Source organism: Aeromonas sp. CD (assembly GCF_033349375.1).
Lineage (GTDB): Bacteria > Pseudomonadota > Gammaproteobacteria > Enterobacterales > Aeromonadaceae > Aeromonas > Aeromonas hydrophila.
The window spans coordinates 2,676,154-2,703,139 of the sequence record NZ_CP137631.1 but is presented as its reverse complement, the minus strand read 5'-3'; the positions used below and the strand labels follow the sequence as shown (position 1 = coordinate 2,703,139).

The window sequence follows — 26,986 nt, the reverse complement described above, 5'->3', positions numbered from 1 at the left end:
CAAGTCGGCTGAATTATCAAGTGAGATAACCCAGCGCTTTTAGAATTCGTACAACATCTGGGCCTATATGGTCATAGAATCGATAAAGCCCCTGGCAAAGATAATTCAAGCCAGGCTCACCACTTTTTGTGTTGATGATGCGGTTCTTGGGACACTCCCCCCAACATAATTTCAGGTAGTCGCAACGGCGGCATTGTGTTGGCAATGACGCTTTTTTATTCATGCCAAATTGCTGCTGTACGCTGGAAAATGCCATATCGCCGAGGTGGGTATGCAAGATATTGCCGATGCGATAGTTCTCATAAACGAAATGGTCGCAGGAAAAGACATCTCCGTTATGTTCAATGGCCAGCGCCTTGCCGCAAAACTCTGACTGGGTACAGGTCTGGGCTGGCAGACCTGCCGATTGGGCTATGGCAGTTTCAAACAGATTGACGTGGACAGTTCCTATGTCTTTTTGAAACCACTCATCCCAGACCTGGCAAAGGAAAGCACCGTAGTCGTCAGGATCGACCGACCAGGCGGTCACGATGGAAAGGGGATGGGCCGGGGTCGCCCGGGCGTCTCCCTGTTTGGGCTGGCTTTTGGCCGAGAGCAGAGAGGGGGCTTGAACCTTGAATGCCTGCGGCTCGACTGCCGGGGTAAACTGTACCCGCGCAGCCCCGACCTCATCGACCAGAAAGCGATACACGGCCACCGGATGCAGGGCATTGAGTCGATTGACTACGCATAACGCGGCAAAGGGGATATCGGCCTCACGCAGGCGCCGGGCTGCCACCATGACCTGATCGAAGGTCGACTTGCCGCTACGACTCTTGCGATAGGCATCGTGCAGGGAACGAGGCCCGTCAATGGACAATCCGACATGAAAACCGTGGGTTTTGAGAAAGGCAATCCAGTCATCATCCAGTGCAATGCCGTTGGTCTGCAGGTCGTTGCCAATGTATTGGCCGGGTTTGGCATAACGTGCCTGCAGTTCAACAATGCGCTCAAAGAATGCCAACCCCATCAGCGTGGGCTCGCCTCCTTGCCATGAAAAAATCACCTCATCCCCGGTCTGGGCCTCTATGTATTGGCGTATGTGCTGCTCGAGCACGTTATCGTCCATCCGGGCGTGCCGCTCGTGGCCCAGCAAGTCACTCTTGTGCAGATAGAAGCAGTAATCGCAGTCGATGTTGCAGCGTGCGCCACCGGGCTTCACCATGGTGTGAAAACGATAATGGCGTCCGGCCGGAAGAGGAGGTAACTGCAAACTGGGTTGGTTCATGAAATCCTCTGCTAAACAATGTGATGAATATCCAGAAGGCGTTGTGACACGCCCCCTCTGGCTACCCGCTTATTGGGGGCTGGATGTGTGGTACTGGGTCGTAATACATCAGGCTGAACGGATGCAACCTGGCCTTCAAGGCGGCCATGTCGGTGATATTCAATTCACTGCGCCGAATCGCTATCTCGCCGGTACGAGCCAGTTCCTTCAGCACCTCATTGACTCTGGGGCGGCTAATTCCGGTGATCTGGCTCAACCGCTGCTGGGTAATATTGAGCGAGGGGACAGGCGTATTTGCCGCTGTATTTTTGGCGACCAGCTCCAGCAACACATAAACGATGCGCGTAGTCAGGCAAAACAGCGTATTGCTCCCCATCTGCAAACTGATGCGCACCACCTGCTGGGCGATATGAAACAGAAACTTGAATACTTCCGGCTCTTGCTCTGATAACGATTCAATGTCTGCTCTGGGAAACAACAACAACTCGGTCGGTAGCAGCGTCTCATAGCACTCGGAGGGGGCATAAGCCGGGTTATGAATGGACTGTGTTCCCAGCCAGCAGCCACGTCCAAAAATCAGACCAAGGGAGTTGCTTATGCTGGCATTGGCCGCATAAGCAACCAGACAACCGGACGAGACATAGAGCACCCCCGGCAGACTGCCCGTCAGGCGCTGGCAATCAAATGGTTTAGCCAGCGCCAGCAGGCTCGCTTGTGTGGATGGATGAAGCGAGCATGGCCAGACAATGTCATTGTTCATTCTCATTTGTCCTGGTATCAAGTTGTCAGGCCAGATACTGCGCGCCCTTTACCCCATTGCTATGGTCGGTTTATGCACCGTTGCCATGATGGGGTTCATCATATCCCGTGTAGATGATCACTTCTGTTCCCGAAAGAACACTGCAAGAAAAACGATTTTCCTATTTGGTCATGACTCTGGTGGGGGCGACAGAGGGCAGCGTCACAACTCCAGCAATACCCCCAGCTCCACCACCCGGTTGGCGGGAATATGAAAGAAGTCGGTCGCCTTGAGGGAGTTGCGGTTCATCCAGACGAACAAGCCTTCTCGCCAGCGCGCCATGCCGGGCAGATCGGTGCTGACCAGGTTCTCGTGGGAGAGGAAGAAGGAGGTCTTGGCCATGGTGACCTTCAGATCCTCCTGGGCGCAGGCCTGGAAGATCTCCTCCATGGAGGGCACCTCCTTGTAGCCAAAGTGGGCGACCACCTGCCAGAACCCCTCGCCAAGGTGGGTGAGCTCGATGCGCTCCTTGAAGGAGAGCCAAGGCTCGTCCTTGATCTGAACAGTCAGGAAAATGACCCGTTCGTGCAGGATCTTGTTGTGTTTGAGGTTGTGCAGCATGGCGTGGGGCACCACCTGCACCGACTTGGAGAGAAACACGGCGGTGCCGGGTACCTGCAGCGGCGGGTGCACCAGCATGTTGTCGACAAACCCCTTCAGCGCCAGTGACTTGTGCTCCAGCTTGTCGAGCACCAGCTCCCGTCCGCGCTTCCAGGTGGTCATCACTATGATGGCCAGCAGCGCAAACAGGATGGGGAGTCAGCCACCGGCCAGAAACTTGGTGGTATTGGCGGCAAAGAAGGTGACATCGACCAGCAGCAGCGGCGCGCACACCAGCGCGATCAGCCAGCGCGACCACTTCCAGCGGCGGGCGGCCACCACCATCAACAGCAGGGTGGTCAGTGCCATGGTGCCGGTCACCGCGATGCCGTAGGCAGCGGCCAGGTTGCTAGAACTCTGGAACCAGAGGATGACGATGACGATGCTTCCCAGCAGCAGCCAGTTCACCAGCGGCAGGTAGATCTGGCCTATCTCGTGCTCCGAGGTGTGACGGATCTCCTGGCGCGGCAGGTAGCCGAGTAAAATGGCCTGGCGCACCACCGAGTAAGTGCCCGAGATCACCGCCTGGGAGGCGATGACGGTGGCCAGGGTGGCGAGGATCAGCAGGGGAAAGGCCAGCCAGGAGGGGGCAAGCAGGTAGAAGGGATTCTCGATGGCGGCGGGATTGCGCAGCAGCAGGGCGCCCTGGCCGAAGTAGTTGAGCAGCAGGGCGGGCATCACCAGGGAGCCCCAGGCCAGCTGGATGGCGCCACGACCAAAGTGGCCCATGTCGGCGTAGAGCGCCTCCGTCCCGGTGACGCAGAGCACGACGGCCCCCAGGGTGATGAAGGCGATACCCGGTCGGTTGACCATGAAATCGAGGGCGTAGAGCGGGTTGACGGTCTGCAGGATGGCGGGGTTTTGCCCGATCTCATAGGCCCCGAGCGCCGCCAGCACCCCGAACCAGATCAGCATGATCGGGCCGAACAGGCGACCGATGCCGGCGGTGCCGTAATGTTGGGCCCCGAACAGGATCACCAGTACGGTGAGGGTGATGGGCAGCACGAACGGCGCCAGCTCCGGCGTGATCACCTGCAACCCTTCGACCGCCGAGAGCACCGAGATGGCGGGGGTGATCACCGCATCCCCGATAAACAGCCCCACGCCGACCAGACCGAGCAGCATGAGCAGGGCGTGCGGCTTGGCCGGAAGGCGGCGGGAGGCCAGCGAGGCGAGGGTGAGGATCCCCCCTTCTCCCTTGTCGTCGGCCCGGAGCACCAGCAGCACATATTTGAATGAGACCACGATCATGATGGTCCAGAAGAAGAGGGAGACGATGGAGAGGATCCCCGCCGGGTGGGCTGCAGACCCAGGTGTCTGGCGAAGCTCTCCTTGAGGGCATAGAGCGGGCTGGTGCCGAGATCGCCATAGACGACCCCCAGTGCCGCCAGGGTAATGGCCATGCGCCCTTGCTGGTGTCCGTGGCTCATCATGAAATTCCATTTCAATTCAGACTGTTAATCATGATACGCAGGCACAATCACAAAGGAAACCCGCACCACGAAAAGGCCCTTTCGTTGGGCGTGCTGGTTTAGGTGACACACCCCGGATGTTGCTCTGCCCGATTTAGTGTTTGAGGGGGACGGCCAAGCGCGCATGAGCTGGTTGTCGAGTGCGCTCGACCAGGGCCAAACAGTCTGCAACGGGGGAGGGGAAGCAGGGCTGTCTGAAAAAATGAAACAGGAACTTTTTTGCATAAAACCGCAATGAGACAACTCTTTTGTCCCCAAAAGGCTGTTTTGCGACTGAAAATGTTGGTTTTTTAGCGGCTTGGCGGCTGAAAAGGCCAAAACGCCATAAAAAATTCAAAAAACTTCTTTACCAGTGACCAATGCGTGAGTAAACTTCGTCGGCAATATTTTACACCCCCACTTCCTCAACGGTGAGATATTGCCATGCTCAGGATTGCCAAAGAAGCGTTAACCTTCGACGATGTACTGTTGGTTCCCGCCCACTCCGAAGTTCTTCCCAATACTGCCGATCTGCGTACCAAGCTGACCTCTGCCATCAGCCTGAACATCCCTATGATCTCCGCTGCCATGGACACAGTGACCGAAGCCCGTCTGGCTATCGCACTGGCCCAGGAAGGCGGTATCGGCTTTATCCACAAGAACATGTCCATCGAGCAGCAGGCTGCCGAAGTGCGCAAGGTCAAGAAGTACGAGAGCGGCGTGGTCACTGACCCCGTCACCGTACGCCCCGACATGACCATCGCCCAGATCAAGGAGCTGAGCCACAAGAACGGTTTCGCCGGTTATCCGGTGGTGACCGAGGGCAATCAGCTGGTGGGCATCATCACCGGTCGTGATGTGCGCTTCGTGATCGATCTCTCCCAGACTGTCGAACAGATCATGACCCAGAAGGATCGTCTGGTCACCGTGCGTGAAGGCGCCCCCCGCGAAGAGGTGGTTGGCCTGATGCAGAAGCACCGTATCGAGAAGGTGCTGGTGGTCAACGCCGACTTCAAACTCAAGGGCATGATCACCGTCAAAGACTTCCAGAAAGCCGAGCGCAAGCCGAACGCCTGTAAAGACGACAAGGGTCGTCTGCGGGTGGGTGCTGCCGTCGGTGCCGGTGCCGGCAACGAAGAGCGCGTCGCCGCCCTGGTGGAAGCCGGTGTGGACGTGCTGCTGATCGACTCCTCCCACGGCCACTCCCAGGGCGTGCTGGATCGCATCAAGGCGACCCGCGAAGCCTACCCTGATCTGCAGATCATCGGCGGCAACGTCGCCACCGCCGCCGGTGCCAAGGCGCTGGCCGCTGCCGGCGTCAACGCCGTCAAGGTGGGTATCGGCCCGGGCTCCATCTGTACTACCCGTATCGTGACCGGCGTGGGCGTGCCCCAGATCACCGCCATCTCCGACGCCGTCGACGCGCTGGAAGGCACCGGTATCCCGGTAATTGCCGATGGCGGCATCCGCTTCTCCGGTGATGTGGCCAAGGCCATCGCCGCTGGCGCCAGCTGCGTCATGGTGGGCTCCATGTTCGCCGGTACCGAAGAGGCGCCGGGCGAGATCGAGCTCTATCAGGGTCGCTCCTTCAAATCCTACCGTGGCATGGGGTCCCTCGGCGCCATGTCCAAGGGCTCCAGCGACCGCTACTTCCAGACCGACAACGCCGCTGACAAGCTGGTGCCGGAAGGGATTGAAGGCCGCGTGCCGTACAAGGGCCGCCTCAAAGAGATCATCCACCAGCAGATGGGCGGCCTGCGCTCCTCCATGGGGTTGACCGGCAGCGCCACCATCGACGACATGCGCACCAAGGCCGAATTCGTGCGCATCTCGGGCGCCGGGATGAAAGAGTCCCACGTTCACGACGTGACCATTACCAAAGAAGCCCCCAACTATCGGATGGGCTGATAAAACGGGGCTGCGGCCCCGTTTCTCCACCGCTTTTTTATCCCGTGCTTTTTGTGACAACATCAGCCTGATGCAGGAATAAAATGACTAAAGACATTCACCAGCACCGTATCCTTATCCTCGACTTCGGTTCCCAGTACACCCAGCTGATCGCCCGCCGCGTGCGCGAAATCGGCGTCTACTGCGAACTGTGGGCCTGGGATGTGACCGAAGAGCAGATCCGCGAATTCAATCCGAGCGGCATCATCCTCTCCGGCGGCCCCGAGTCCGTCACCGAAGCGGGCAGCCCGCGCGCCCCCGAGTACGTGTTCAACGCCGGCGTGCCGGTGTTCGGCATCTGCTACGGCATGCAAACCATGGCCGAGCAGCTGGGTGGCAAGGTGCAATCCTCCACCGAGCGTGAATTCGGCTACGCCAAGGTGGAAGTGCTGGGCAACTCTGGCAAGACCAGTGCCCTCTTGCGCAACATCGAAGATGCCATCGCCGACAACGGCAATGCGCTGCTGGATGTGTGGATGAGCCACGGTGACAAGGTCACCACCATCCCGGCCGACTTCACCACCATCGCCCAGACCGCCACCTGCCCGCACGCCGCCATGGCCAACGAGGCCAAGCGTTTCTACGGCGTGCAGTTCCACCCGGAAGTGACCCACACCCGTCAGGGTGCCCGCATGCTGGAGCACTTCGTCAAAGACATCTGCGGCTGCGAATGCCTGTGGACCCCGGCCACCATCATCGACGACGCCGTTGCCCGCATCCGCGAGCAGGTGGGTGACGACGAGGTGATCCTGGGCCTCTCCGGCGGGGTCGATTCCTCCGTGGTTGCCATGCTGGTGCACCGTGCCATCGGCGATCGCCTGACCTGCGTCTTCGTCGACAACGGTCTGCTGCGCCTGAACGAAGGCCAGCAGGTGATGGAGATGTTTGGCGATCACTTTGGTCTGAACATCGTCAAGGTCGACGCCGAAGAACGCTTCCTCTCCGCCCTGGCCGGTGAAGATGAGCCAGAAGCCAAGCGCAAGATTATCGGCCGCGTCTTCGTCGAAGTGTTCGACGATGAAGCGAAAAAGCTGAAAAACGCCCGCTGGCTGGCGCAAGGCACCATCTATCCGGACGTCATCGAATCTGCCGCCAGCAAGACCGGCAAGGCTCACGTCATCAAGTCTCACCACAACGTCGGCGGCCTGCCGGAAGAGATGAAGATGGGTCTGGTGGAGCCGCTGCGCGAGCTGTTCAAAGACGAAGTGCGCCGCGTTGGCCTCGAGCTGGGTCTGCCCTACGACATGCTCTACCGTCACCCGTTCCCGGGTCCGGGTCTGGGCGTGCGGGTGCTTGGCGAAGTGAAGAAAGAGTACTGCGATCTGCTGCGCAAGGCCGATGCGGTCTTTATCGAAGAGCTGCGCAAGGCCGACCTCTACAACCAGGTCAGCCAGGCGTTCGCCGTGTTCCTGCCGGTACGCTCCGTTGGCGTGATGGGCGATGGTCGCAAATATGACTGGGTCATTGCCCTGCGCGCCGTCGAGACCATCGACTTCATGACCGCCCACTGGGCCCACCTGCCGTACGACTTCCTCGGTCACGTGTCGAACCGCATTATCAACGAGATCAACGGCATCTCCCGCGTGGTGTACGACGTCTCCGGCAAGCCGCCTGCAACCATCGAATGGGAATAAGCGGCGTAGGCCCTTTCACCCTTCAAGCATAAAAATGTAAAAAAGACGCCCTTGCGGCGTCTTTTCTTTTTCCAATCGTTTGCGCCTCACTTTTCTGCTCGCTAGCCGCTTTCTCACCTCCCTGCCTCTGTCATATCTGACAGGGGGTGTTTTATGGATCTCGCACTAGGCTCAGCCATGCCAATTGAGACCGACGCCGTGAGGCTGCGGCCGTGGCAGCAGGGGAGGGTGACGACAGCAACGCTTTTATGTGCACTGTCGACACCGGACATACCGATGTCTGGTATGGCCCCCGGTGGAGTCCGGACACCACTTGAATAAACGGGGCGGAACCCGAACAGCCAAACGAGTAGGGACAAGAGATCACGGAGGGTTTGTTATGTCAGAACAAGCAGTGTTGCTGGGCGGATGGACTGCCTACCACAAGCTGAGCGCCAAAGATCAGGCCGTATTCAACCAGGCGCTGGAAGGATTTGTCGGGGTGCAGTACACCCCCTTTGAAGTCTCCACCCAGGTCGTCGCCGGCACCAACTACCGTTTCAAGTGCAAAACCACAGTGCCGCTGCCCAACCCGATCCACGGGGAAGCCGTGGTGCAGATCTTCCAATCCCTGGATGGCTCGGCCCATATCACCTCCATCACCCCGATCTGATTAGGTTGCGAGGCAAGGCGGGAAGGGGAAAAGCCCTCAACCGGTTGGCTCCAACGTCCAGCAACAAGAAAGACGCCTTAGGGCGTCTTTTCTTTATCTAGGATCCGGCACCGTTGATATGTGGCCAGCATTGGTACTTCTTATTTAATTTGTTGATCTTGCTCAGGAAACAGCCATCTCACACTTTTTATTATCTTCCTTGCTCGCTAGCATACTGGCTCGGTAACAGCCTTTTTTCGTCAAGTTAGAGTAGCCGCAGAGTTATATGGCAAGCTCAGTAAACTGACCTGTACCGCTTCCCATCTAATCGCCATTAGAGGTCACATGCAGCTTACAGTGCATGAAAACTGGATTGAAGGTGATGGTGTTCGCTTTAAAGGTGAATATCCAGTCCTCAGTGCATCACTGATTCACGAACACGTTTTGGTCATATATGACTGGATGGCCTTTGAGAGAAATAGCCCGGCTAGAAACCTATTTTGCTATGCTCGTGCGGGGAGTTTTATTTGGCGGGCATCAGATATTGGTCAAGGTGCGGTTGATGCCTACACCTACATTACAAGTGAATCTCCATTATGGGTAGGGAATTTTGCGGGATTCAACTGCAGAGTTGATGAGGCATCAGGTAATGTATTAGAGACATATTTCAATAAATGACCCTTAATATATTATTTACTTCGTTCACGGCTTTGCAAATTTTTTAACAAAAAATTGGAGAGACTATGAGAAAGCCAAGAGTATTTATCGGTTCATCTGTTGAAAGCCTACCTATAGCAGATGCAATTGCTGAAAACTTAGAGTTTGATGCAGAAGTTACAATATGGCGGAATGGTACATTTAATATTTCGAGTAACGCTCTTGATGATTTGATTTCAAAAGCTAAGTCTGTGGATTTCTCTATTTTCATTTTTTCTCCTGATGATCTGACAATTATTAGATCTAGAGAAAAGTATGTTGTAAGAGATAACGTAGTTTTTGAACTTGGTTTGTTTATTGGTGCAATAGGAAAGAACCGGTGTTTTATTGTAAAGCCACGTGGCGTTGACTTGCATTTCCCAAGTGATCTTCTAGGTATTACTCCAACTGATTTTGATGCAAACAGAAGTGATGAAGACTTAGCGTCATCTCTCAATTACTCCGCTACACAAATAAAACGAGCTTTCAAACTACAAGGTTTGCTTGAACTTGATTCTGTTCAGGAAAAACCACGCATTGATGTAAATGCTCAATTAGCAACGCTCACCGATACAGATATGATCGCATTGTCAGTGTTGCTTGAGTCTGTAAACTCAGATGTTGATGGTTGCGTTAGTTGGTATTTGTATAATCGTTTCATTAAATATGATTTAAGTTCGGCTAAAATCAACTTGGCTATAATAAAACTCACCCGTTTAGGCATGATCGAAAAATTAAATAGCTCTGATTTCAATGGTAATGAGTATTTTAGCTACAAGTTAACTGAGTACGGAATTGACGTTTGTCTATCAAATCAAGATCGTATTGAAACTCTTACTTCACCAGAGAAATGTTAATCTGGCTGGGGTATTCCTCCGCTATTTAGAGTGTCGTAGGGTGGAATGAAATTGCACCTCTACTTTTGTTCCTTCTAGTTTGCCAAAAAATCGCTCTGAAAACGGTGCAATGCGCTGCGCTTATTGCACCCTACGTCTCTTCGTAAATCCGCTGGGGTGGGGTGGCTAGGCACCATGCCTCGCCAAAGCAACAAGAGGGGCGATTTGCGCCCCGATTCTTCTCATATTCCCGTTTTATATCACTGCCAGCTCGTTCGGCGTGACCTGATAGTCTGCTGACTCACAACCAACACTCCAGTTTCTCCCCCATCAGGGCGAGCAGAAACAGGCCAAGTTTACTCATACCTCGCCGCTTCCCAGGCGTGTATCGCCTGTTTGCGGGTTTCGCCCCAGTGATAGCCGCCGAGTTTGCCGTTTTGCTGGATGACTCTGTGGCAAGGGATCATCAAGGCGACGGGGTTGGCGCCCACCGCCAGCCCCACGGCGCGGGCGGCCTTGGGGTTGCCGACGGCGCTTGCCACCTGGGCGTAGCTCACCACCTTGGCGGGCGGGATCTGCAACAGCGCCCGCCAGACACTGATCTGAAAGTTGGTGCCGCTCACATGCAGCGAGATGGGGCGATCCGGCGCCTTGCTGCTGTCGAACATGGTGTGGATGACCCCCTGGGTGCGTGATGGTGCCTCCCTCAGTTCTGCCTCTGGCCAGCTCCGGGCGAGAGCAGCCAGCGGCGCCTCTGGGGCCTTTTCATCGAGAAACGAGAAGTTGCACACCCCCCGCGGGGTCAGGGCGACAAACGCCTGGCCGAAGGGGGTGTCGTGCACCCCGTGATCGATGATCAGCCCGGCGCCGCGCTGCTTGTACTCGCCCGGCGTCACCGCTTCGAGCTGCACGAAGTGATCGTAGAGCCGCGAGCCGCTGCTAAGGCCCAGGGTATCGGCCACCTCCAGCAGTGGGCGTGACTCCTGCAACAGCGCCTTGGCCCGCTCCAGGGTCAGCACCTGCAGATAGCGTTTGGGCGTCACCCCGGCCCAGCGGCTGAACAGCCGCTGGAAGTGAAAGGGGCTTAAGTGCACGTGCGCCGCTATCTCGTCCAGAGTGGGCTGACGCGCCACCTGGCTTGCGATAAAACGGATGGCATCGGCGATGCGGGCGTAATCAGACATAAGGCGCTCTCACGATAGGTTTGCAGCCGCAGGATCTTGGGTGCGACAGGGTCATGTGCGACAAATAGATACCCCACCATCGGCCAGCAGGGCAATGCCGGTGGTAAAGCTGGATGCATGGGACGCGAGATAAAGGGCCGAGCGGGCGATCTCCTCCGGTTGGGCCAGCCGTTTTAGGGCATGCATATTCTGCACAAAAGCGAGGCTCTCCGGGGTATTGGTAAAGGCCCGTCCCATGGGGGTGTCGGTGCCCCCCGGCAGCAGGGCGTTGACCCGCACCCCTTGTGCCCCATATTCGGCGGCCAGCACCTGGGTCAGGCCAATGAGGCCCACCTTGCTTGCGGCATAGGCCGCCATGCCGGGCAGCCCCAGAGTATGGCCGACGAAGGTGGAGGTAAAGATGAGCGAGCCGCCGCCGCGTGCCTGCATGGCGGGGATCTGGTACTTGGCCCCCACAAAGGCGCTGGTGAGGTTGGTATCCAGGGTCTCCTGCCACTGCGCCAGTTCAAGCGCTGGCACACTGCTCGGTGTCCCCGTGGTGCCTGCGTTGTTGAAGGCGATATCGAGCCCGCCGAAACGGGTCAGTGCGAGATCCACCAGGGCGCGGGCATAGGTTTCGCTTTTCACGTCTCCCGCCAGGCTCACCGCCAGGCCCCCCTCATGGCGGATCTCCTCCACCAGCAGATCCAGCTCGCTCTGGCGGCGGGCGCCGACGACGACGCTGGCGCCTTCCCGGGCAAACAGGATGGCGCTGGCGCGGCCGATGCCGGAGCTGGCGCCGGTGATAATGGCGACCTTGTTGGACAGTAATGACATGGCAGTTCCCTCGCAGGTGTGTTGTGCGCCAGCTAAGTGGCGCACGGGGTTGGCAGTGGGTTGGAACCTCAACGGGTTCGACCCCACTCTGGTTTGACCCCACTATGGCAACCGGCCCTCGCTGACACGACCCGGATCTTGCTCTCTTTACCCCCATGCCGCCTTGCTGCGCGCAGATAGCAGCCCTGAGGCAACAAAACAGGGGATCTTCGGCCGTCATTCTCTATAATGCCCCCTCTTTTTTTGACTGCCGGTTTGACTGTTGGGCCAACCACCGGCAGCGCCGTTGGCCGCGAGCCGGTCACCCCGATAGAGACGATGTCATGCATACCCTGGAACAGCTGCGCGCAGGTGAACTCTGCGGCGCCCGCCACCTCAAACTCGCCGAAAACCTGACGGAGTTCCCGCCCGAGATCTTTAGTCTCAAAGAGACGCTGGAGGTGCTGGACCTCACCGGCAACCAGTTGAACCGGCTGCCTGACGAGCTGGCCGGGTTCAGCAAGCTGCGCATCATTTTCTGCTCCGAGAACCGCTTTACCGAGCTGCCCGAGGTGCTGGGGCGCTGCCCGGCACTTACCATGGTGGGCTTCAAGGCCAACCGGATCGCCACGGTGCCTGCTGCGTCGCTGCCGGTGGGGCTGCGCTGGCTTATCCTGACCGACAACGCGGTGGAGCAGCTGCCCGATGAGCTGGGTCAGTGCAACGCCTTGCAAAAGCTGATGCTCTCGGGCAATCGCCTGCGCGAGCTGCCGGTAACCCTCGCCAACTGCCAGCGCCTGGAGCTGGTGCGCATCGCCGCCAACCGGCTCGAGGCGCTCCCGGATTGGCTGGCGAGCCTGCCGCGCCTAGCCTGGCTGGCGTATGCGGGCAATCCCTTCAGCGACAAGCAAGAGCAGCGGCTGGGCCAGTGCGCCTCGGTGGCCGATATCCCGTGGGATTCACTTAAGGTGGGCGAACTGCTGGGGCAGGGGGCATCCGGTGTCATCCATGGCGCCGAGCTGGCCACGCCGGCGGGGTCGCGGGCGGTGGCGGTCAAGTGCTTCAAAGGGGCCGTGACCAGCGATGGGCTGCCCCGCTGCGAGCTGGCTGTGTCGCTGGCGACTGGTCGTCATCCCCATCTGGTCGGGGTCGAGGGGCGGGTGGGCGATCACCCCTCCGGCATCCCAGCGTTGGTGATGGCGCTGATAGACCCTGATTTTATCAACCTGGCGGGGCCGCCGAGCCTGGACTCCTGCACTCGCGACATCTACCCGGCCGATGCCCGCTTTACCCCGGCCGCGCTGCTGGCCATGGTGCAGGGGGTGGCGAGCGCCGCGCTGCATCTGCACGGGCGCGGCATCCTGCACGGCGATCTCTACGCCCACAACATGCTGCACTCCTTGCAAGAGGAGGGGCGGCTGCTGCTCGGGGATTTCGGCGCCGCCTCCTGTTATGAGCGAACCGATGGTGAGCTGGCCGGCTTGCTGGAGCGACTGGAAGTGAGAGCCTTCGGCTGCCTGCTGGAAGAGCTGCTGGCCCGCTGTGCTCCCCGTGATGACAAACTGGATGCCCTGCATGTGCTGGTGGATGACTGTCTCGCCGCGGTGGTGGCGGCGCGCCCCGACTTTGCCGAGATTGCTGCCAGGCTTGCTGCGGTGGCGCCGGTCATCTGCGCCGAGCCAGTCTTGCTCTGATCCGGCTCGCCCTGCCGTCGCGGTAGCAAGCAGGCGCAAAGCAGGCGAAAAAGAGCAGGAGTGGATGACAAAAAGATGTCAAAAGGGGGCCTTGGGGCCCTTTTTTGTTTTGTCCCGCTTTTTTGGGCAAAAGTTACGGCTGCCGCCTTGTTGGTGCTTGCGTGCAGCGGGCTAAGTTGTGATATTGAGGCATCTTTATATGACAGGGGTGACTGGATGGAAGCGGCTTTTTGGCATCAGCGTTGGGAAGAGAACCGGATCGGCTTTCATCAGGCGGATTTCAATCGCTGGCTGCAATCCTGGTGGTCGGCCCAGCAGCAGGGCGAGCCCGTGCTGGTGCCCCTGTGCGGCAAGTCCCGCGACATGCTCTGGCTGAGCGGGCAGGGCCATCCGGTCGACGGGTTCGAGCTCTCGGCCGTCGCCATCGACAGCTTTTTCAGCGAGAACAAGCTGAGCGACACTGTGAGTACCGAGGGGCCCTATCAGTGCCATCAGCACGACAGCCTGCGCATCTATGAGGGGGATTTTTTCGCCGCCCCCGAACTTGGCCGCCGCTATCGGCTGGCCTACGACAGGGCAGCCCTCATCGCGCTGCCGACCGCCATGCGCCGTCAATATGCCGAGCTGATGAGCCGGCTTATCGAGGCGGGTGGTCAGATCCTGCTGGTGACTCTGGAATATCAGCCGGAGCAGCAGCGTCAGCCGCCGTTCTCGGTGGGGGAGATGGAGGTGCGCACCCTGTTCGAGCGCCACTTCCAGGTTGAGGTGCTGGGGCGAGCAGCCGAGCTCGATCACCCCAGGGTGCTGTCTGGCCAGCTCTCCTACTTCGACGAGGTGGCCTACCGGCTGGTGCGCCGTCCAGAGGCTTGACCAAAAGCGTGAGCTGAGGCGATAAAATTCGCCATAAAGCTGCAGCTGGTTGACTCTTTATTACCTCCTTTGACATAGATCAACGTGACAAGGGAGGGGAGTGCCTAAGATGAGCCTGTTTCTCAATCACTGTTGTCATCGGCAGGCGCGCTCTGGTTTGGGACTGCCCGTCGACCATCAACTCAGTGTCTGATTTTCACGCTCATGTTCACTTTTGGCGGCTCTGGTCGCAATTGATTATGGTTTTTCCAGCCGACCCCACGGGGTCGGCTTTTTATTGGCTGCAAGAAGGGGCGCAGGAGGCCTGATCAGGCCTCGAAGGTGGCGGCATTGAGCCGGAACGCACGCGGGTCGTCGATGAACTGGCCGGTGATGCGCTCGTCGTGCTCGTGGCCCTGACCATAGCTGCAGAGGATCAGTCGATCCGACGTTCTCGATCTTAGCTGGGTGATAAAGCGCACCAGATCGGCGCGGCTCAGGTTGCCGACCTCCTCGCACACCCTTTCGCGCTGATCAAAGCCCAGATCCTTGTTGCCGATGCTGACCCACAGCCGCTGGCCGCGGCTGCGCAGGTTGGCATCCCGCTCGCTCAGCTGGGCCTGCAGGCCCGCCTTGCTGTCCTGCCATTGACGGGCGGTGAGCTCGAGCATGGCCAGCGGAAACAGGTCGATGAACTCTTCCACCGCATCCAGCAGGATCTGTGGCCCGGCCACCGGCGACTGGATATAGAAGATGAGGCCGGGATGGCGGTTGAGGGGCAGGTTGCCGGCCCCCACCACGTAGCCGAGCTGCTGACGGGTGCGCAGCTCGTGAAAGAAGGTGGAGGACATGATGTGGTTGGCCAGGGTGAAGCAGGCCAGATCCCGCGCCCGGGTGGTGCGCGACTGGTAGTAGACCAGCAGAGCCGAGTCTTCATGCTCGCAGCCCTGTTCGCGAATGAGGGTGCCCCTGTCCTGAATGGAGATGAGTGGACGACGGGTCTCGGCACTGGGCTGGCTGTTGACGCCGAGGTGGCGCTCCAGCAGGGCGGCAAGCTCGAGGGCCTCGGCGGCGGTCCAGTCGCCGTGCACCAGGGTCTCGACATGCACCTCGGCAAAGAGGCTCGCCACGAAGGCGGGCATCTCGCTCAGCTCGACACTGCGCAGGTGGCGCAGCAGCTGCTCGAACGGCGGGTTGTTGGGCTGCAGCAGGCTGGTGAGCTGGTTGAACAGCTGGGAGATGGGGCGCGCCTTGGACTGGTTGTCCCAGTTGCGAATGAGCTGCTCTTTGATTTCGGCAAAGCGGGCCGGATCCGGGTAACCCAGGGTGCGGTTGCCGAGGATCATGTCGAGCAGCAGCGGCTGCTTGTCGGCAAAGCCGCTCAGGTTGATGGTAAAGCCGCCCTGATGGGCATAAATCTGGTAACCGAGCCCCGCCAGCTCCGCCGGGTAGGTGAGGGCGTTGAGGTGGTCGGTGAGCAGCTCCACCGCCAGGCGTGCCATGGCGATGTGGCGCGGGCTCTTGACCGCATGCTCGCTGTCGATGGAGATGTAGAGGTTGCCCTTGGGCACGCTGAACTGATGTTCGTGCAGGTGCCAGAGCCGAAAGCCGGGCCGATCAATCAGGCAGGCGGGCATGTCGGCGGTGAGCTCGGGCGTGCGTACGTCGAGCCGGTTGCTGATGAAGGGGTTGGGCAGCGGCAGGGCCAGCGCTGGATCCGGTTCGCTCTGCTGCCAGCGGATCTTCTCCGCCTCGGTGATGGTGGTCACGCTGTAGGGGGTCTGATACCAGCGGGCCAGCCGGTCCGTGCCGAGCTCCGGCGCCGTGATGGTCAGGCGCAGGTTGTGTGGCGTGAGCTTGGCGAGCAGGCGGCGAATGAGCGGCTCGTCGTATGCGCGCATCATGTAGTCGCCGTAGAGCAGGTCGTCGGGAGCATAGCTGAACAGGTTCAACACCAGCCCGGAGACGGTGTCGAGCGCCCGGCCCCGCTCCTGGAAGCGGAAGGCGGACTCAAGCACGGTGCGCTTCTCGTCATAGCGCCAGGCTTCCACCCCGCAGCGCTCGATGAGCTTCAAGTAACCAAACAGGGCCGCCACTATCTCGTTGACGTACTCGAGCCCGAGCGGGGTCAGGCCGAAGTTGACGCCAAAGTCCTTGAAGTTGGCGCCGCTGATGCCACCGCCGGCGGAGAGCTGGTTGACCCAGCCCTTCGCTTTCAGCAGAGAGAGCAGGCTGCCGTCTCCTTCGTAGCCGATGAGGTGGCTCAGGAAGGTGAGGGGCTTCTTGTCGTAATACTCATCCACGTTGGGCAACGGGAAGGTGAGCGCGAGTTTGCGGGTCTCCTTGACCGGGTTGATCTGGATGCGAATGCCCAGGTCATCGAGCCGGTAGAGGGGCATCTCGAGGGGCGGCGTTCCCAAATTGCGATTCAAAATGGGAGCGAAAAAGCGATCGCACCAGCCGAGCTGGGTCTCGATGGTGGCTGGAGAGATCATCACCAGCGCCATGCGATCCGCGCTGTAGTGGGTTTCGTAAAACCGGATGAGGTCGGAGCGCAGATCCCGACCGGGCAGATCGGCCAGGGTATCCAGATTGCCCACCGAGAATTTGGCGAAGGGGTGAACGGGATTGACCGTCTCCTTATGCACCTGGTAGCTGCGGCGCACGTCGTCCTGCAGTTTGAGGCGGTATTCGGAGTCGACCGCGTTGCGCTCCTTGTCTACCCACTCGGGATCGAAGGTGGGGCAGATGAAGAACTGGGAGAAGCGATCCAGCCCGGCCTCGAAGAAGCCGTTGTCGATCTCGAAGAAGAAGTTGGTGAACTCGGTGCCGGTCCAGGCGTTGTTGCTGCCGCCATGACGGCTCATAAATTGCTGGTATTCACCAGGTTTGGGATAGGTGCAGGTGCCAAGGAACAGCATATGCTCAAGGAAATGAGCCATCCCCTGCCGGTCCGCCGGATCGTCGAAGTGGCCGGTGTTGACGGCCAGGGAGGCGGCAGACTTGTCGGTGTCGGGATCGCAGATCAACAAGACCCTGAGCCGGTTTGCCAGCTCCAGATAGTGGTACTGCCGATGGTCGTTGGGACTGGCATATGGGCTCATTGGCGCGTGACTCTTGTTGGATTTATTTGAATTTAAACATGATTATCGACCCCGCTACCCGGTGAGGCAAACCCTTTTCTGAGAGGTAGCGCAATTGTTTCCCCCGGCATGGCGGGGTAAGATCCCCCCGCTATCAAAACAGGCCCGTTGGGCGAGGTTGTAATGAAAATCTACATCATGCGTCATGGCCAGGCTGGCATGAATGCGAAAACAGATGAACAGCGTCCACTGACCGAGCAGGGAATCGAAGAGTCCATCCACATGGCCCGCTGGCTGGCCCCCCAGCTTGGCGACAAGCTGGATCGGGTGATCCACAGCAACTACCTGCGCGCCAAACAAACCTGGCAGAGCATATGCAGTGAATTACCCAAGGCAGGGGCCGTCGAAGAGAGTGGTGACATCACCCCTTATGGCGATCCGGCCTTCGTGGCGAGCTACCTCACCGCGCTGGCAGCCAAACACGACAGCATCCTGATGGTGAGCCACCTGCCGCTGGTGGGATATCTGGTGCAGAGCCTCTGTCCGGCAGCCGGTGCCCCCATGTTTGCCACCTCAGGTCTGGCCTGTATCGAGTGGCAAGATGGCAAGGGGGTCTTGCTCTGGTTGGAAGGACCACATACAATACGCTAAAAGTTAATAAAAAGTTATAGATTGGTTTTTTGGGGAAGAGAGTCGCGATTTTTCCGGATTTTTATACAGAATTTACGGAATTATTTCGCAGAAGCTGCTGTCATACGGATACAACTGCAAGAGGTTGCAAACGATGAGAGTGTTCAAGAAGTACCTGCCGCTGATGGTGGCAAAACATGTCAAAACCTTCTTCAAGGGGCGGATTTACATCCACGGCAGAGGACGCTTTGACTTCCAGTCCGGCCTGCTGATGATGCCCACGTCGGCGGACATTCCCCACCGTCAGACCGTGGTCGAGGTCAACGAGTTGATCTCGAGACTGCACATGGATGCGGCGTGATTGCTTCGTCACCTCGCTGATCTGCGTCATGCCCGCCACCGTGCGGGCATGATTGTTTTTGGGCTCCCTCCGGCCTCTTCAGCGCTGTTCGAACCCCCTTTATGTCAGCCAATTCTGCCTTGGCGGCGCGGCGCTTGCTAATCCTGTTGACCCCCCTATACTGCCGCCAGAAATACCCGCTGCTTTTTTCTGGATATAGCGATGCCACTTGCCTTCTTGTTTCCCTTCTCCTGCATGGCCATCTGGGCCGGCAATGCTATCGTCAGCAAACTGGCGGTGGGCGTGCTCTCGCCAGCGGCGCTGGCTTGGTCACGCTGGATGGTGGCCGCCATCATCTTGACGCCGTTCCTTGCGCACCGGGCCTGGCGGGATCGCGCCAAGCTGCGCGCCGGCTTCTATCAGCTGGCGGCGCTGGCCCTGCTCGGCATGGTGCTCAACCAGACCTTCGGCTATTACGCGGCGCAGACCCTGGGGGCCACCGAGATTGGCCTGATGATGGGGCTCACCCCCTTGATGACGGTGCTGCTCAGCATCTGGTTGCTGCGCGAGCGCCCCACCTGGGGGGCGCTGCTTGGCGGCGTCATCTCCATCCTGGGGCTGGCGATCTTGCTGGGGCAGGGGGATCCCGCTCGCCTCTTTACTCAGGGCATCCACATCGGTTCCGTCTACATGCTGCTGTCGGCGGGCACCTATGCGCTCTACAGCGTGTTGCTCAAGAAGTGGGATCTGGGGCTCGACAACTGGTCCATGCTCTACGGCCAGGTGCTCTGCAGCCTGCTGTTTCTCACTCCGTTCTACCTGCTGGTGGATGGGCAGTGGCCGGATGGCCGGGCGCTCTGGCTGATCCTCTATGCGGGGATCCCGACCTCGGCCCTGTCGCCCTGGTTGTGGATGCAGGGCATCGCCCTGCTCGGGGCAAGCCGTACCGCCATCTTCATGAACCTGCTGCCGGTGATGACCGCCGCTCTGGCCATCAGCTGGCTCGGCGAGAGATTGACCAGTTATCATCTGATCGGTGGTGGCATGACCCTGTTTGGGGTGCTGCTGGCCCAGTTGCTGGTGCAGCCTGTGGTGTTGCGCCGGCGCAGGGTGGCGCTGGCCGCCTGCCGGGACGAGTGAGAAAAAAGACCGCCGAAAGGCGGTCTTTTTGTCTGCGGGGTAGCGAGCCTTATTGCGCAGTCAGATAGAGGTCTTTCGAGTAGACCAGATCCTGCGGGTTCTGATAGGGGTAGCCCTTGATGTTGGGTTTGAGCAGGCGGGACTTGACGTAGAAATAGACCGGGGCGATGGGCGCTTCTGCATCGATCAGGGCCTCGGCCTGCTGATAGAGCTGGTTGCGTTCCGCCGGATCCCTGGCGTCATGAGCCTTGGCCAGCAGGGCATCATACTGCTTGTTGAACCACTTGCCGCTGTTGGCGCTGCTGCTGGAGGTCATGATGTCGAGGAAGGTGGAGGCATCGTTGTAATCCCCGTTCCAGGCGTAGCGGCTGACCCCGAAGTCCCCTTCGTTGAGGGCCGACACCATGGTCTTCCACTCCATGTTGTTGAGCTTGGCCTGCACCCCCAGGTTGTGCTTCCACATGGAGGAGATGGCCAAGGCTATCTTCTTGTGCCCCTCGTTGGTGTTGTAGAGGATGTCCACATCCAGCGGCTTGCCCGGGCCGTAGCCCGCTTCGGCGAGCAGCGCCTTGGCCTGCTTGATCCGCTCCTCCTTGCTCATCTGCTCGCTGGCCGGTCGCTTGAGCTCGAAGCCGTCCACTATGGGCGGCGTCAGGCTGAAGGCGGAGATCTGGCCTTGCCCCAGGATCTTCTCGGTGATGGTGTCGCGGTCGATGGCCAGGGAGAGCGCCTTGCGCACCTTGGGGTTGTCGAACGGTTTGCGCTGGGTGTTGAACACGTAGTAGTAGGTGGCCAGGGTCGGCACGCTCACCAGCTCCTGCGGACTCTGCTGCTTGAGCTGCTTGTACTGCTCGAGCGGATAGCTGGTGTAGTGCAGCTCGCCGGCGCGATAGCGGTTGTAGGCGGCGGTGTCGGAGACGATCTCCAGATAGAACACCTTGTTCAGCACCGTATGCTGGTTGTCCCAGTAATAGGGGTTGCGCTCGGAGATGAGACGCTCGTTGGGGGTCCACTCCTTGAGCACGAAGGCCCCGTTGGAGACGATGTTGCCCGGCTTGACCCACTCATGACCGAACTTCTCGATGGTTGCCCTCGGCGCCGGGAAGGTGGTGTAGTGGGAGAGGGTCTTCAGGAAGAAGGGCACCGGGTTTTTCAAGGTGATCTGCAGGGTATGGGCATCGAGCGCCTTGATGCCCAGCGTATCCGGGCTCTGTTTGCCCTGTATGACCTCGGCGGCATTGGTGACGCCGGTCAGCTCGATGAACCAGGCGTAGTTGGAGGCATTCTTGGGATCCGCCGCCCGCTGCCAGCCATAGACGTAATCGGCCGCCGTCACCGGCTCGCCGTTGGACCATTTGGCATCGGGTCTGAGCTTGAAGGTGTAGACGGTGCCCGTGGGGTCGAGCTCGTAGCCAAGGGCGCCGGCAAGTTGCAGTTTGCCGTCCCCGTCCAGGGTGTAGAGCCCCTCGAACAGGTCGTTGACGATTTCGCTGCCCGCTGTCTCTTCCACCATCTGGGGGTCGATGGAGGCGGGTTCGGTACCTATGTTGCGGATGAAGGTTTGCTGTTCTGCCGGCAGCAACTTGGTACCTGCCGGTACCTGGGCTGCCAGGGCGGGGAGTGCGAACAGGGCGGCAACCGTGCCGGCAATGAGTGTCCTTTTCATTGAATATCCTTATGTTTTTTTGCTTCCAAAGCCGGGCCAGTGTGCGGGATTGATGGCGAGATCTCAAGAGGCAGACAGGTCCCCCATGGCATGGGTCCCAGATAGGGGGCATGGCGGGGATGTTGCCATCCTCATGGCGACATCTTTGTGAGTTTTTGCCACGAATTAACATCGGGAAAGTTACCGATTGAAACCACTTTGAGGGCGATTTAGGACGAAAAAGGTGGGGGAGATGTGCGTTTATTCAGCGGCTTAATTCGCTGCAAAAACAAAAAACAGGCGTTACATTAGGTTACAAAACAAGGCTGCCGAGGATCGGCACTTTTTTTGTCTATGCGTGCAAACGTTTTCAAAGCCAACGGAAACGATCTTAAAGGAACAATAATGCGAAACATGATCACCATGGGCGAGTTCATCGTCAAAAAACAGGCGGATTATCCCACCGCGACCGGCGAGCTGACCTCGCTGCTCAGCTCCATCCGCCTGGCCGCCAAGGTGGTGAACCGGGAGATCAACAAGGCGGGGCTGGCGGACATCATCGGCTCCATGGGCGCTGAAAACGTGCAGGGCGAGGTGCAGCAGAAGCTGGACGTCTACGCCAACGAGCGCTTCAAGGCGGCGCTGGAAGCCCGTGGCGAAGTGTGCGGCATGGCCTCCGAAGAGGAGGAAGACTTCGTCTCCTTCGATTCCGAGCTCTCCCGTCACTCCAAGTACGTGGTATTGATCGACCCCCTCGATGGCTCCTCCAACATCGACGTCAACGTCTCCGTCGGCACCATCTTCTCCATCTACCGCCGGGTCAGCAAGCCGGGCGCCGGCGTCACCCTGGAAGACTTCCTGCAGCCGGGCAATCGCCAGGTCGCCGCCGGTTACGTGGTCTATGGCTCCTCGACCATGCTGGTCTACACCACCGGCTTTGGCGTCAACGGCTTTACCTACGACCCTTCCATCGGCTGCTTCTGCCTCTCCCACGAGAACATCCGCATTCCGGAGGAGGGCAAGATCTACTCCATCAACGAGGGCAACTACATCAAGTTCCCGGACGGGGTGAAGAAGTACCTCAAATATTGTCAGGAGCGGGACGAGGCGACCCACAGACCCTATACCTCCCGTTACATCGGCTCCCTGGTCTCCGATTTTCACCGCAACCTGCTCAAGGGCGGCATCTACATCTATCCGTCCGGCACCAACTCGCCGAACGGCAAGCTGCGTCTGCTCTATGAGTGCAACCCCATGGCGTTCCTGGTGGAGCAGGCCGGGGGCAAGGCGTCAGACGGCTTTGGCCGCATCATGGACATCCAGCCCACCGCGCTGCACCAGCGTACCCCTTATTTTGTGGGTTCCACCAATATGGTGGATCGGGCCGAGGCCTTTATGCGCGAGTTCTCTTCCCATGAGGATCCGGCTAATCAGGGTTGATCGTCAGAGGTGTAGGTTGGTGCTGAGCGCAGCGAAGCCCAACGTTTACCGGTGCGATTCCCTCTCCCTCTGGGAGAGGGCAGGGTGAGGGGAATGGTCCCTCATCCCCGACCCTTCTCCCACAAGGGGAGAAGGGAGACGCTCGTCACCAGCCAACATAAACAAAACGGGAGCCACAGTGGCTCCCGTTTTGTTTCGCTTTCCGCCTACAGGCTGTTGTTGGCCAGATCCGCCAGCAGGCCGTCCACCAGCTTGAGGCGCATGGCCCTGTCCTGGGTCGGCACCTGGAAGCGCAGCCGGGTCGGCCCGTCCATCTTGTAGATGCGCGGCTGCTCGGAGAGCAGCTTGACCAGATAGGCAGGGTTGACCTTGGTTTCCTGGGTAAAGTCCAGATAGCCGCCGCGCTCGCTCATCTCCACCCGGCGAATGCCCAGCGCCGTGGCGCGCTGGCGGAAGGCCGCCAGCTCCAGCAGGGTTTTGGTCGGCTCCGGCAACAGGCCGAAGCGATCGATGAGCTCCACTTTCAGTTCGCGCAGCTCCTGCTCGTCCGCCGCACTGGCGATCCGTTTGTACATGGAGAGCCGCATGTTGACGTCCGGGATGTAGTCGTCCGGCAACAGCGCCGGCAGGCGCAGCTCCACTTCGGTGTGCTGGCTCATGAGTTGTTCGAGCGACGGCTCCTTGCCCGATTTCAGCGCCTCGACCGCCTGCTCCAGCATCTCCATGTAGAGGGTGAAGCCGACCGATTCAATCTGGCCGCTCTGATCGTCACCGAGCAGTTCGCCGGCACCGCGGATCTCCAGATCGTGGGTCGCCAGCGCAAAGCCGGCGCCGAGATCTTCAAGGGACGCAATGGCCTCCAGCCGCTTGGCCGCATCCTTGGTCATCAGCTTGGGATGGGGGGTGAGCAGGTAGGCATAGGCCTGGTGGTGGGAGCGACCGACCCGACCCCGCAGCTGGTGCAGCTGGGCCAGACCGAGATGATCTGCCCGATCCATGATGATGGTGTTGGCGCTCGGCACGTCGATGCCGGTCTCGATGATGGTGGTGCAGACCAGCAGGTTGAAGCGTTGGTGGTAGAAGTCCGACATCACCCGCTCGAGCTCGCGCTCGCGCATCTGGCCGTGGGCGATGCCGATGCGCGCCTCCGGCACCAGCTCGGCAAGATCCGCCGCGCACTTCTCGATGCTCTCCACGTCGTTGTGCAGGTAGTAGACCTGGCCGCCGCGCTTCAATTCCCGCAGCACTGCCTCGCGGGTGACCGCCGGCTCCTGCTGGCGCACGAAGGTCTTGATGGCCAGCCGCTTGGCGGGCGGGGTGGCGATGATGGAGAGATCCCGCATGCCCGACATCGCCATGTTGAGGGTACGCGGAATGGGGGTGGCGGTGAGGGTGAGGATGTCCACGTCGGCCCGCAGCGCCTTGATTTTCTCCTTCTGGCGCACCCCGAAGCGATGCTCCTCATCGACGATGAGCAGCCCCAGATCCTTGAAGGTGAGCTCGGCGCCGAGGAGCTTGTGGGTGCCGATGATGATGTCGACCTTGCCCTCGGCGAGCTCTTTCATCACCGCGGTCTGCTCCTTGGCGGAGCGGAAGCGGCTCAGCACCTCGACCCGTACCGGCCAGTTGGCGAAGCGGTCGCGGAAGTTGTCGTAGTGCTGCTGGGCGAGCAGGGTGGTGGGCACCAGCACGGCCACCTGCTTGCCGCCGTGCACTGCCACAAACGCCGCCCGCATCGCCACCTCGGTCTTGCCGAAGCCCACGTCGCCGCACACCAGCCGATCCATGCTCTTGGCCTGGCACATGTCGCCGAGCACCGCATTGATGGCGTTGAGCTGGTCATCGGTCTCCTCGAACGGGAAGCCGGCGGCAAACTGGCGATAGGCCTCGCGGTCGTGTTTGAAGGCAAAGCCGTGACGGGCCGCCCGCATGGCATAGACATCCAGCAGCTCGGCTGCCACGTCGCGCACCTTTTCGGCCGCCTTGCGCCGGGCCTTGACCCAGGCCTCGCCGCCGAGCTTGTGGCTGGGCGGGTTGTCCGATCCGGTATAACGGCTGATCAGGTGCAAACTGGTGACCGGCACGAACAGCTTGTCGCCGCCGGCATATTCCAGGGTCAGAAACTCGGTGGGCAGGCCGCCGGCATCGATGGTTTCCAGCCCCAGATAGCGGCCGACCCCGTGATCCAGGTGCACCACCGGCTGACCCTGGGTCAGCTCGCCGAGGTTGCGGATCACCGCATCCGAGCTCAGGTTCTTGCTCTTCTCCCGTTGCCGTTTGCTGCGGATCTTGCCGCCCAGCAGTTCGGTCTCGGTGATGAGCGCCAGCTCCTCTTGCCCCGGCTCTCGCAGCAAGAAGCCGCGCTCGAGCGGTGCCACCAGCAGGCCGTGACGGGCCTTGCTGGTGATGAAGGCGTCGAGTGACGCGAACTCCTTGGGCTGCAGCGCGATACGGGCCAGCAGATCGCCCAGCACTTCGCGTCGCCCCTCGGACTCCACCGCAAACAGGGTGCGGCCGGTAAAACCTTGCAGGAACTGGTTGAGGGCCAGCAGTGGCTGCTCCTTGCTGTGATCGAGCTGCAGCTCGGGCAGCGCCGAGATGGGCAGGTCGTGCTGGCCCGCATCACCGGCGGTGGGGGCCTCCTGCAGCCGCACGGCCGCGTACTGGCCGAGCGCCGCAAACAGCTGCTCCACCGGCAGATAGATCTGCTGGGGTGGCAGCAGGGGACGGGTATTGTCCCAGCGCCTGTCCTCGTAGCGTTGAGCGATGTCGTTCCAGAAGCGCTGGGCGGCGGGGTAGATCTCCCCCACGGTCAGCAGCAGGGTGTTGTCCGGCAGGTGATCAAACAGGCTGGCGGTCTGCTGGAAGAAGAGCGGCAGATAGTACTCGATGCCGGCCGGCCAGCGTCCCTTGCTCACCTCCTGATAGACGGAGCCCTCGGCACGGGAGATCTCGAACTGTTCGCGATACTGGCCACGAAACAGCTCGATGGCCCCCTCGTCGGTGGGAAACTCCCTGGCCGGCAACAGGCTGACGCTCTTGACCGGCTCGCTGGAGCGCTGGGTCTCGGGGTCGAACGGGCGGATGGAGTCCACCTCGTCGTCGAAGAAGTCGATGCGATAGGGGCTGCTGCTGCCCATGGGGAAGAGGTCGAGCAGGGAGCCGCGGGCGGCAAATTCGCCGTGCTCCAGCACCTGCTCCACCGCCACATAGCCCGCCTCGGCGAGGCGCGCGCGCAGCTGCTGCAGATTGAGGCGCTGGCCGCTTTTCACCATCAGGCTGTATTTGTCGAGATAGACCCGGGGCGCCGTGCGCAGCATCAGGGTGGAGATGGGCACGATCAGCACGCCGCTGCTCATCTGCGGCAGCTTGTAGAGGGTCTCGAGCCGCTGGGAGATGATGTCCTGATGGGGGGAGAAGGTGTCGTAGGGCAGGGTCTCCCAGTCCGGGAACAGCAGCACCGGGCAGCCCGTGTCGGCCAGCAGGTATTGCAGTTCCTGTTCGAGGCGCAGGGCGCTCGGGGTATCGGCGGTCACCAGCAGGACGGGACGATCTGCCTCCTGGGTGAGGCGGGCGGCCATCAGCGAGAGGCTGCTGCCTGTCAGCTGGCCGAGCGTTAACTTTTGGCCCGCCTTGGCGGGCAAGGCGGGAAGCTTCATTGGCATCATTCGATTCTTTTAACGTTGACGGTCTTGCGCACGAAGTTTGAGTTGTTTGGACTGGATATGCAGGCTGGCACGCACCAGCAGTTCGCGGTCATCCTCGCGGATCCGCACATAGTCGAGCATCACGTGGGTGCCGTGCTCGCTCGGCTCCAGCTGCTTGACCTGGCCGTAGCAGTAGATGGCGGAGGCCTCTTCGCGCAGGAAGATCTTGAGCCGCACTATCTGGTGCAGGTGCGGCACCTCGCCGTGGCCCTGGCGCGGATGCAGATAGGTCAGCTGACCGGCACCAAAGCGCAGGGTGTGGAAGCGATGTTCCGGGTGATCCTGTACCGACAGCACATAGCCCATGATCATATCGATCTTGCGCGACTGCTGGTTGATGATCTCCACCAGATCGTGCATCGAATCGTTCTGATTGCGGATCAGGCGGCTGGTCACCATGTCGATGGAGGTAATGGCGGAGGCGATGCGAAAGGGTTCGGGCAGCTCGGCCTCCAGTGCTTCCAGCGAGGGCAGATGAAAGTCACCGGGCATGGGGATCACATTGACCGGTGTGGCATGGGTGACACTGAAGAACTGTTCCTGCATGGAGGCTATCCCTTGTTGTCATAGACGGTTTCCCTTTATTATCCGGTATCTTATTTTGTTGGCAATGTAGAT

19 protein-coding genes and 1 pseudogene are annotated in these 26,986 nt (G+C 59.8%); 11 read left to right on the top strand and 9 right to left on the bottom strand.

Annotated elements, in window-relative coordinates:
- Window positions 1–16 precede the first annotated feature (16 nt).
- The 3 genes and pseudogenes from R2E40_RS12560 to R2E40_RS12550 all read right to left on the bottom strand — a co-directional run bounded on the left by R2E40_RS12560 (window position 17) and on the right by R2E40_RS12550 (window position 4,096).
- On the bottom strand, window positions 17–1,267 hold the full coding sequence (locus R2E40_RS12560; protein ID WP_318163497.1) for an anaerobic sulfatase maturase: 1,251 nt from the start codon (window positions 1,265–1,267) through the stop codon (window positions 17–19).
- Window positions 1,268–1,328: 61 nt separating this feature from the next.
- Window positions 1,329–2,027: a Crp/Fnr family transcriptional regulator gene (locus tag R2E40_RS12555; RefSeq protein ID WP_318163496.1), complete on the bottom strand. Its 699-nt coding sequence runs from the start codon at window positions 2,025–2,027 to the stop codon at window positions 1,329–1,331.
- Window positions 2,028–2,228: 201 nt separating this feature from the next.
- Window positions 2,229–4,096, bottom strand: a pseudogene (locus R2E40_RS12550) (potassium transporter Kup).
- Between the two features lie 465 nt (window positions 4,097–4,561).
- On the opposite strand from R2E40_RS12550, the gene guaB reads away from it, so the two are divergent.
- The 5 genes from guaB (at window position 4,562) to R2E40_RS12525 (ending at window position 9,882) form a co-directional block, all read left to right on the top strand.
- Entirely contained in the window at window positions 4,562–6,025 is a 1,464-nt protein-coding gene (gene guaB, locus R2E40_RS12545) for an IMP dehydrogenase (RefSeq protein WP_011705859.1), read from the top strand.
- 83 nt (window positions 6,026–6,108) lie between these two features.
- Window positions 6,109–7,698 (top strand): glutamine-hydrolyzing GMP synthase, encoded by a 1,590-nt coding sequence (guaA, locus tag R2E40_RS12540; RefSeq protein ID WP_016350936.1) that lies wholly within the window; start codon window positions 6,109–6,111, stop codon window positions 7,696–7,698.
- A 379-nt stretch (window positions 7,699–8,077) separates the two neighbouring features.
- A complete protein-coding gene (locus tag R2E40_RS12535; protein WP_010633780.1) occupies window positions 8,078–8,350 on the top strand; it encodes a hypothetical protein in 273 nt (90 codons plus the stop codon).
- A 324-nt stretch (window positions 8,351–8,674) separates the two neighbouring features.
- A complete protein-coding gene (locus tag R2E40_RS12530) occupies window positions 8,675–9,007 on the top strand; it encodes a hypothetical protein (protein ID WP_139348866.1) in 333 nt (110 codons plus the stop codon).
- A gap of 65 nt (window positions 9,008–9,072) precedes the next feature.
- The gene (locus tag R2E40_RS12525) at window positions 9,073–9,882 is read left to right on the top strand and encodes a nucleotide-binding protein (RefSeq protein ID WP_318163495.1); all 810 of its coding nucleotides are present in this window, start codon (window positions 9,073–9,075) and stop codon (window positions 9,880–9,882) included.
- 335 nt (window positions 9,883–10,217) lie between these two features.
- On the opposite strand, the gene R2E40_RS12520 is transcribed toward R2E40_RS12525, so the two are convergent.
- Together R2E40_RS12520 and R2E40_RS12515 are read right to left on the bottom strand one after the other, a co-directional pair.
- Window positions 10,218–11,045 carry a methylated-DNA--[protein]-cysteine S-methyltransferase gene (locus tag R2E40_RS12520; RefSeq protein WP_318163494.1) on the bottom strand — a complete coding sequence of 276 codons (828 nt, stop codon included), beginning with the start codon at window positions 11,043–11,045 and terminating at the stop codon, window positions 10,218–10,220.
- A gap of 51 nt (window positions 11,046–11,096) precedes the next feature.
- On the bottom strand, window positions 11,097–11,861 hold the full coding sequence (locus R2E40_RS12515; RefSeq protein WP_318163493.1) for an SDR family oxidoreductase: 765 nt from the start codon (window positions 11,859–11,861) through the stop codon (window positions 11,097–11,099).
- Window positions 11,862–12,184: 323 nt separating this feature from the next.
- Between R2E40_RS12515 and R2E40_RS12510 the strand changes: the two genes are divergently transcribed.
- Both R2E40_RS12510 and R2E40_RS12505 read left to right on the top strand, forming a co-directional pair.
- Entirely contained in the window at window positions 12,185–13,534 is a 1,350-nt protein-coding gene (locus R2E40_RS12510; protein WP_318163492.1) for a leucine-rich repeat-containing protein kinase family protein, read from the top strand.
- A gap of 216 nt (window positions 13,535–13,750) precedes the next feature.
- Complete coding sequence (locus R2E40_RS12505) at window positions 13,751–14,404, top strand: thiopurine S-methyltransferase (RefSeq protein ID WP_318163491.1); 654 nt, start codon at window positions 13,751–13,753, stop codon at window positions 14,402–14,404.
- A gap of 308 nt (window positions 14,405–14,712) precedes the next feature.
- Here the strand turns inward: R2E40_RS12505 and R2E40_RS12500 are convergent, their stop codons facing one another.
- The gene (locus R2E40_RS12500) at window positions 14,713–17,487 is read right to left on the bottom strand and encodes an insulinase family protein (protein ID WP_318163490.1); all 2,775 of its coding nucleotides are present in this window, start codon (window positions 17,485–17,487) and stop codon (window positions 14,713–14,715) included.
- A 162-nt stretch (window positions 17,488–17,649) separates the two neighbouring features.
- On the opposite strand from R2E40_RS12500, the gene sixA reads away from it, so the two are divergent.
- The 3 genes from sixA (at window position 17,650) to R2E40_RS12485 (ending at window position 19,576) form a co-directional block, all read left to right on the top strand.
- Window positions 17,650–18,117 (top strand): phosphohistidine phosphatase SixA, encoded by a 468-nt coding sequence (sixA, locus tag R2E40_RS12495; RefSeq protein ID WP_011705868.1) that lies wholly within the window; start codon window positions 17,650–17,652, stop codon window positions 18,115–18,117.
- Window positions 18,118–18,250: 133 nt separating this feature from the next.
- The gene (locus R2E40_RS12490; RefSeq protein ID WP_016350921.1) at window positions 18,251–18,457 is read left to right on the top strand and encodes a DUF1107 domain-containing protein; all 207 of its coding nucleotides are present in this window, start codon (window positions 18,251–18,253) and stop codon (window positions 18,455–18,457) included.
- Between the two features lie 201 nt (window positions 18,458–18,658).
- Window positions 18,659–19,576 (top strand): DMT family transporter, encoded by a 918-nt coding sequence (locus tag R2E40_RS12485; RefSeq protein WP_024943970.1) that lies wholly within the window; start codon window positions 18,659–18,661, stop codon window positions 19,574–19,576.
- Window positions 19,577–19,625: 49 nt separating this feature from the next.
- Here R2E40_RS12485 and R2E40_RS12480 read toward each other — a convergent pair whose 3' ends face one another.
- Complete coding sequence (locus R2E40_RS12480) at window positions 19,626–21,242, bottom strand: peptide ABC transporter substrate-binding protein (RefSeq protein WP_073350532.1); 1,617 nt, start codon at window positions 21,240–21,242, stop codon at window positions 19,626–19,628.
- 384 nt (window positions 21,243–21,626) lie between these two features.
- On the opposite strand from R2E40_RS12480, the gene fbp reads away from it, so the two are divergent.
- Entirely contained in the window at window positions 21,627–22,661 is a 1,035-nt protein-coding gene (gene fbp, locus R2E40_RS12475; RefSeq protein WP_318163489.1) for a class 1 fructose-bisphosphatase, read from the top strand.
- A gap of 206 nt (window positions 22,662–22,867) precedes the next feature.
- Here the strand turns inward: fbp and mfd are convergent, their stop codons facing one another.
- Both mfd and R2E40_RS12465 read right to left on the bottom strand, forming a co-directional pair.
- On the bottom strand, window positions 22,868–26,329 hold the full coding sequence (gene mfd, locus R2E40_RS12470) for a transcription-repair coupling factor (RefSeq protein WP_318163488.1): 3,462 nt from the start codon (window positions 26,327–26,329) through the stop codon (window positions 22,868–22,870).
- Between the two features lie 9 nt (window positions 26,330–26,338).
- Window positions 26,339–26,914, bottom strand: a complete 576-nt coding sequence (locus R2E40_RS12465) for a hypothetical protein (RefSeq protein WP_011705874.1) — start codon at window positions 26,912–26,914, stop codon at window positions 26,339–26,341.
- Between the last annotated feature and the right edge of the window lie 72 nt (window positions 26,915–26,986).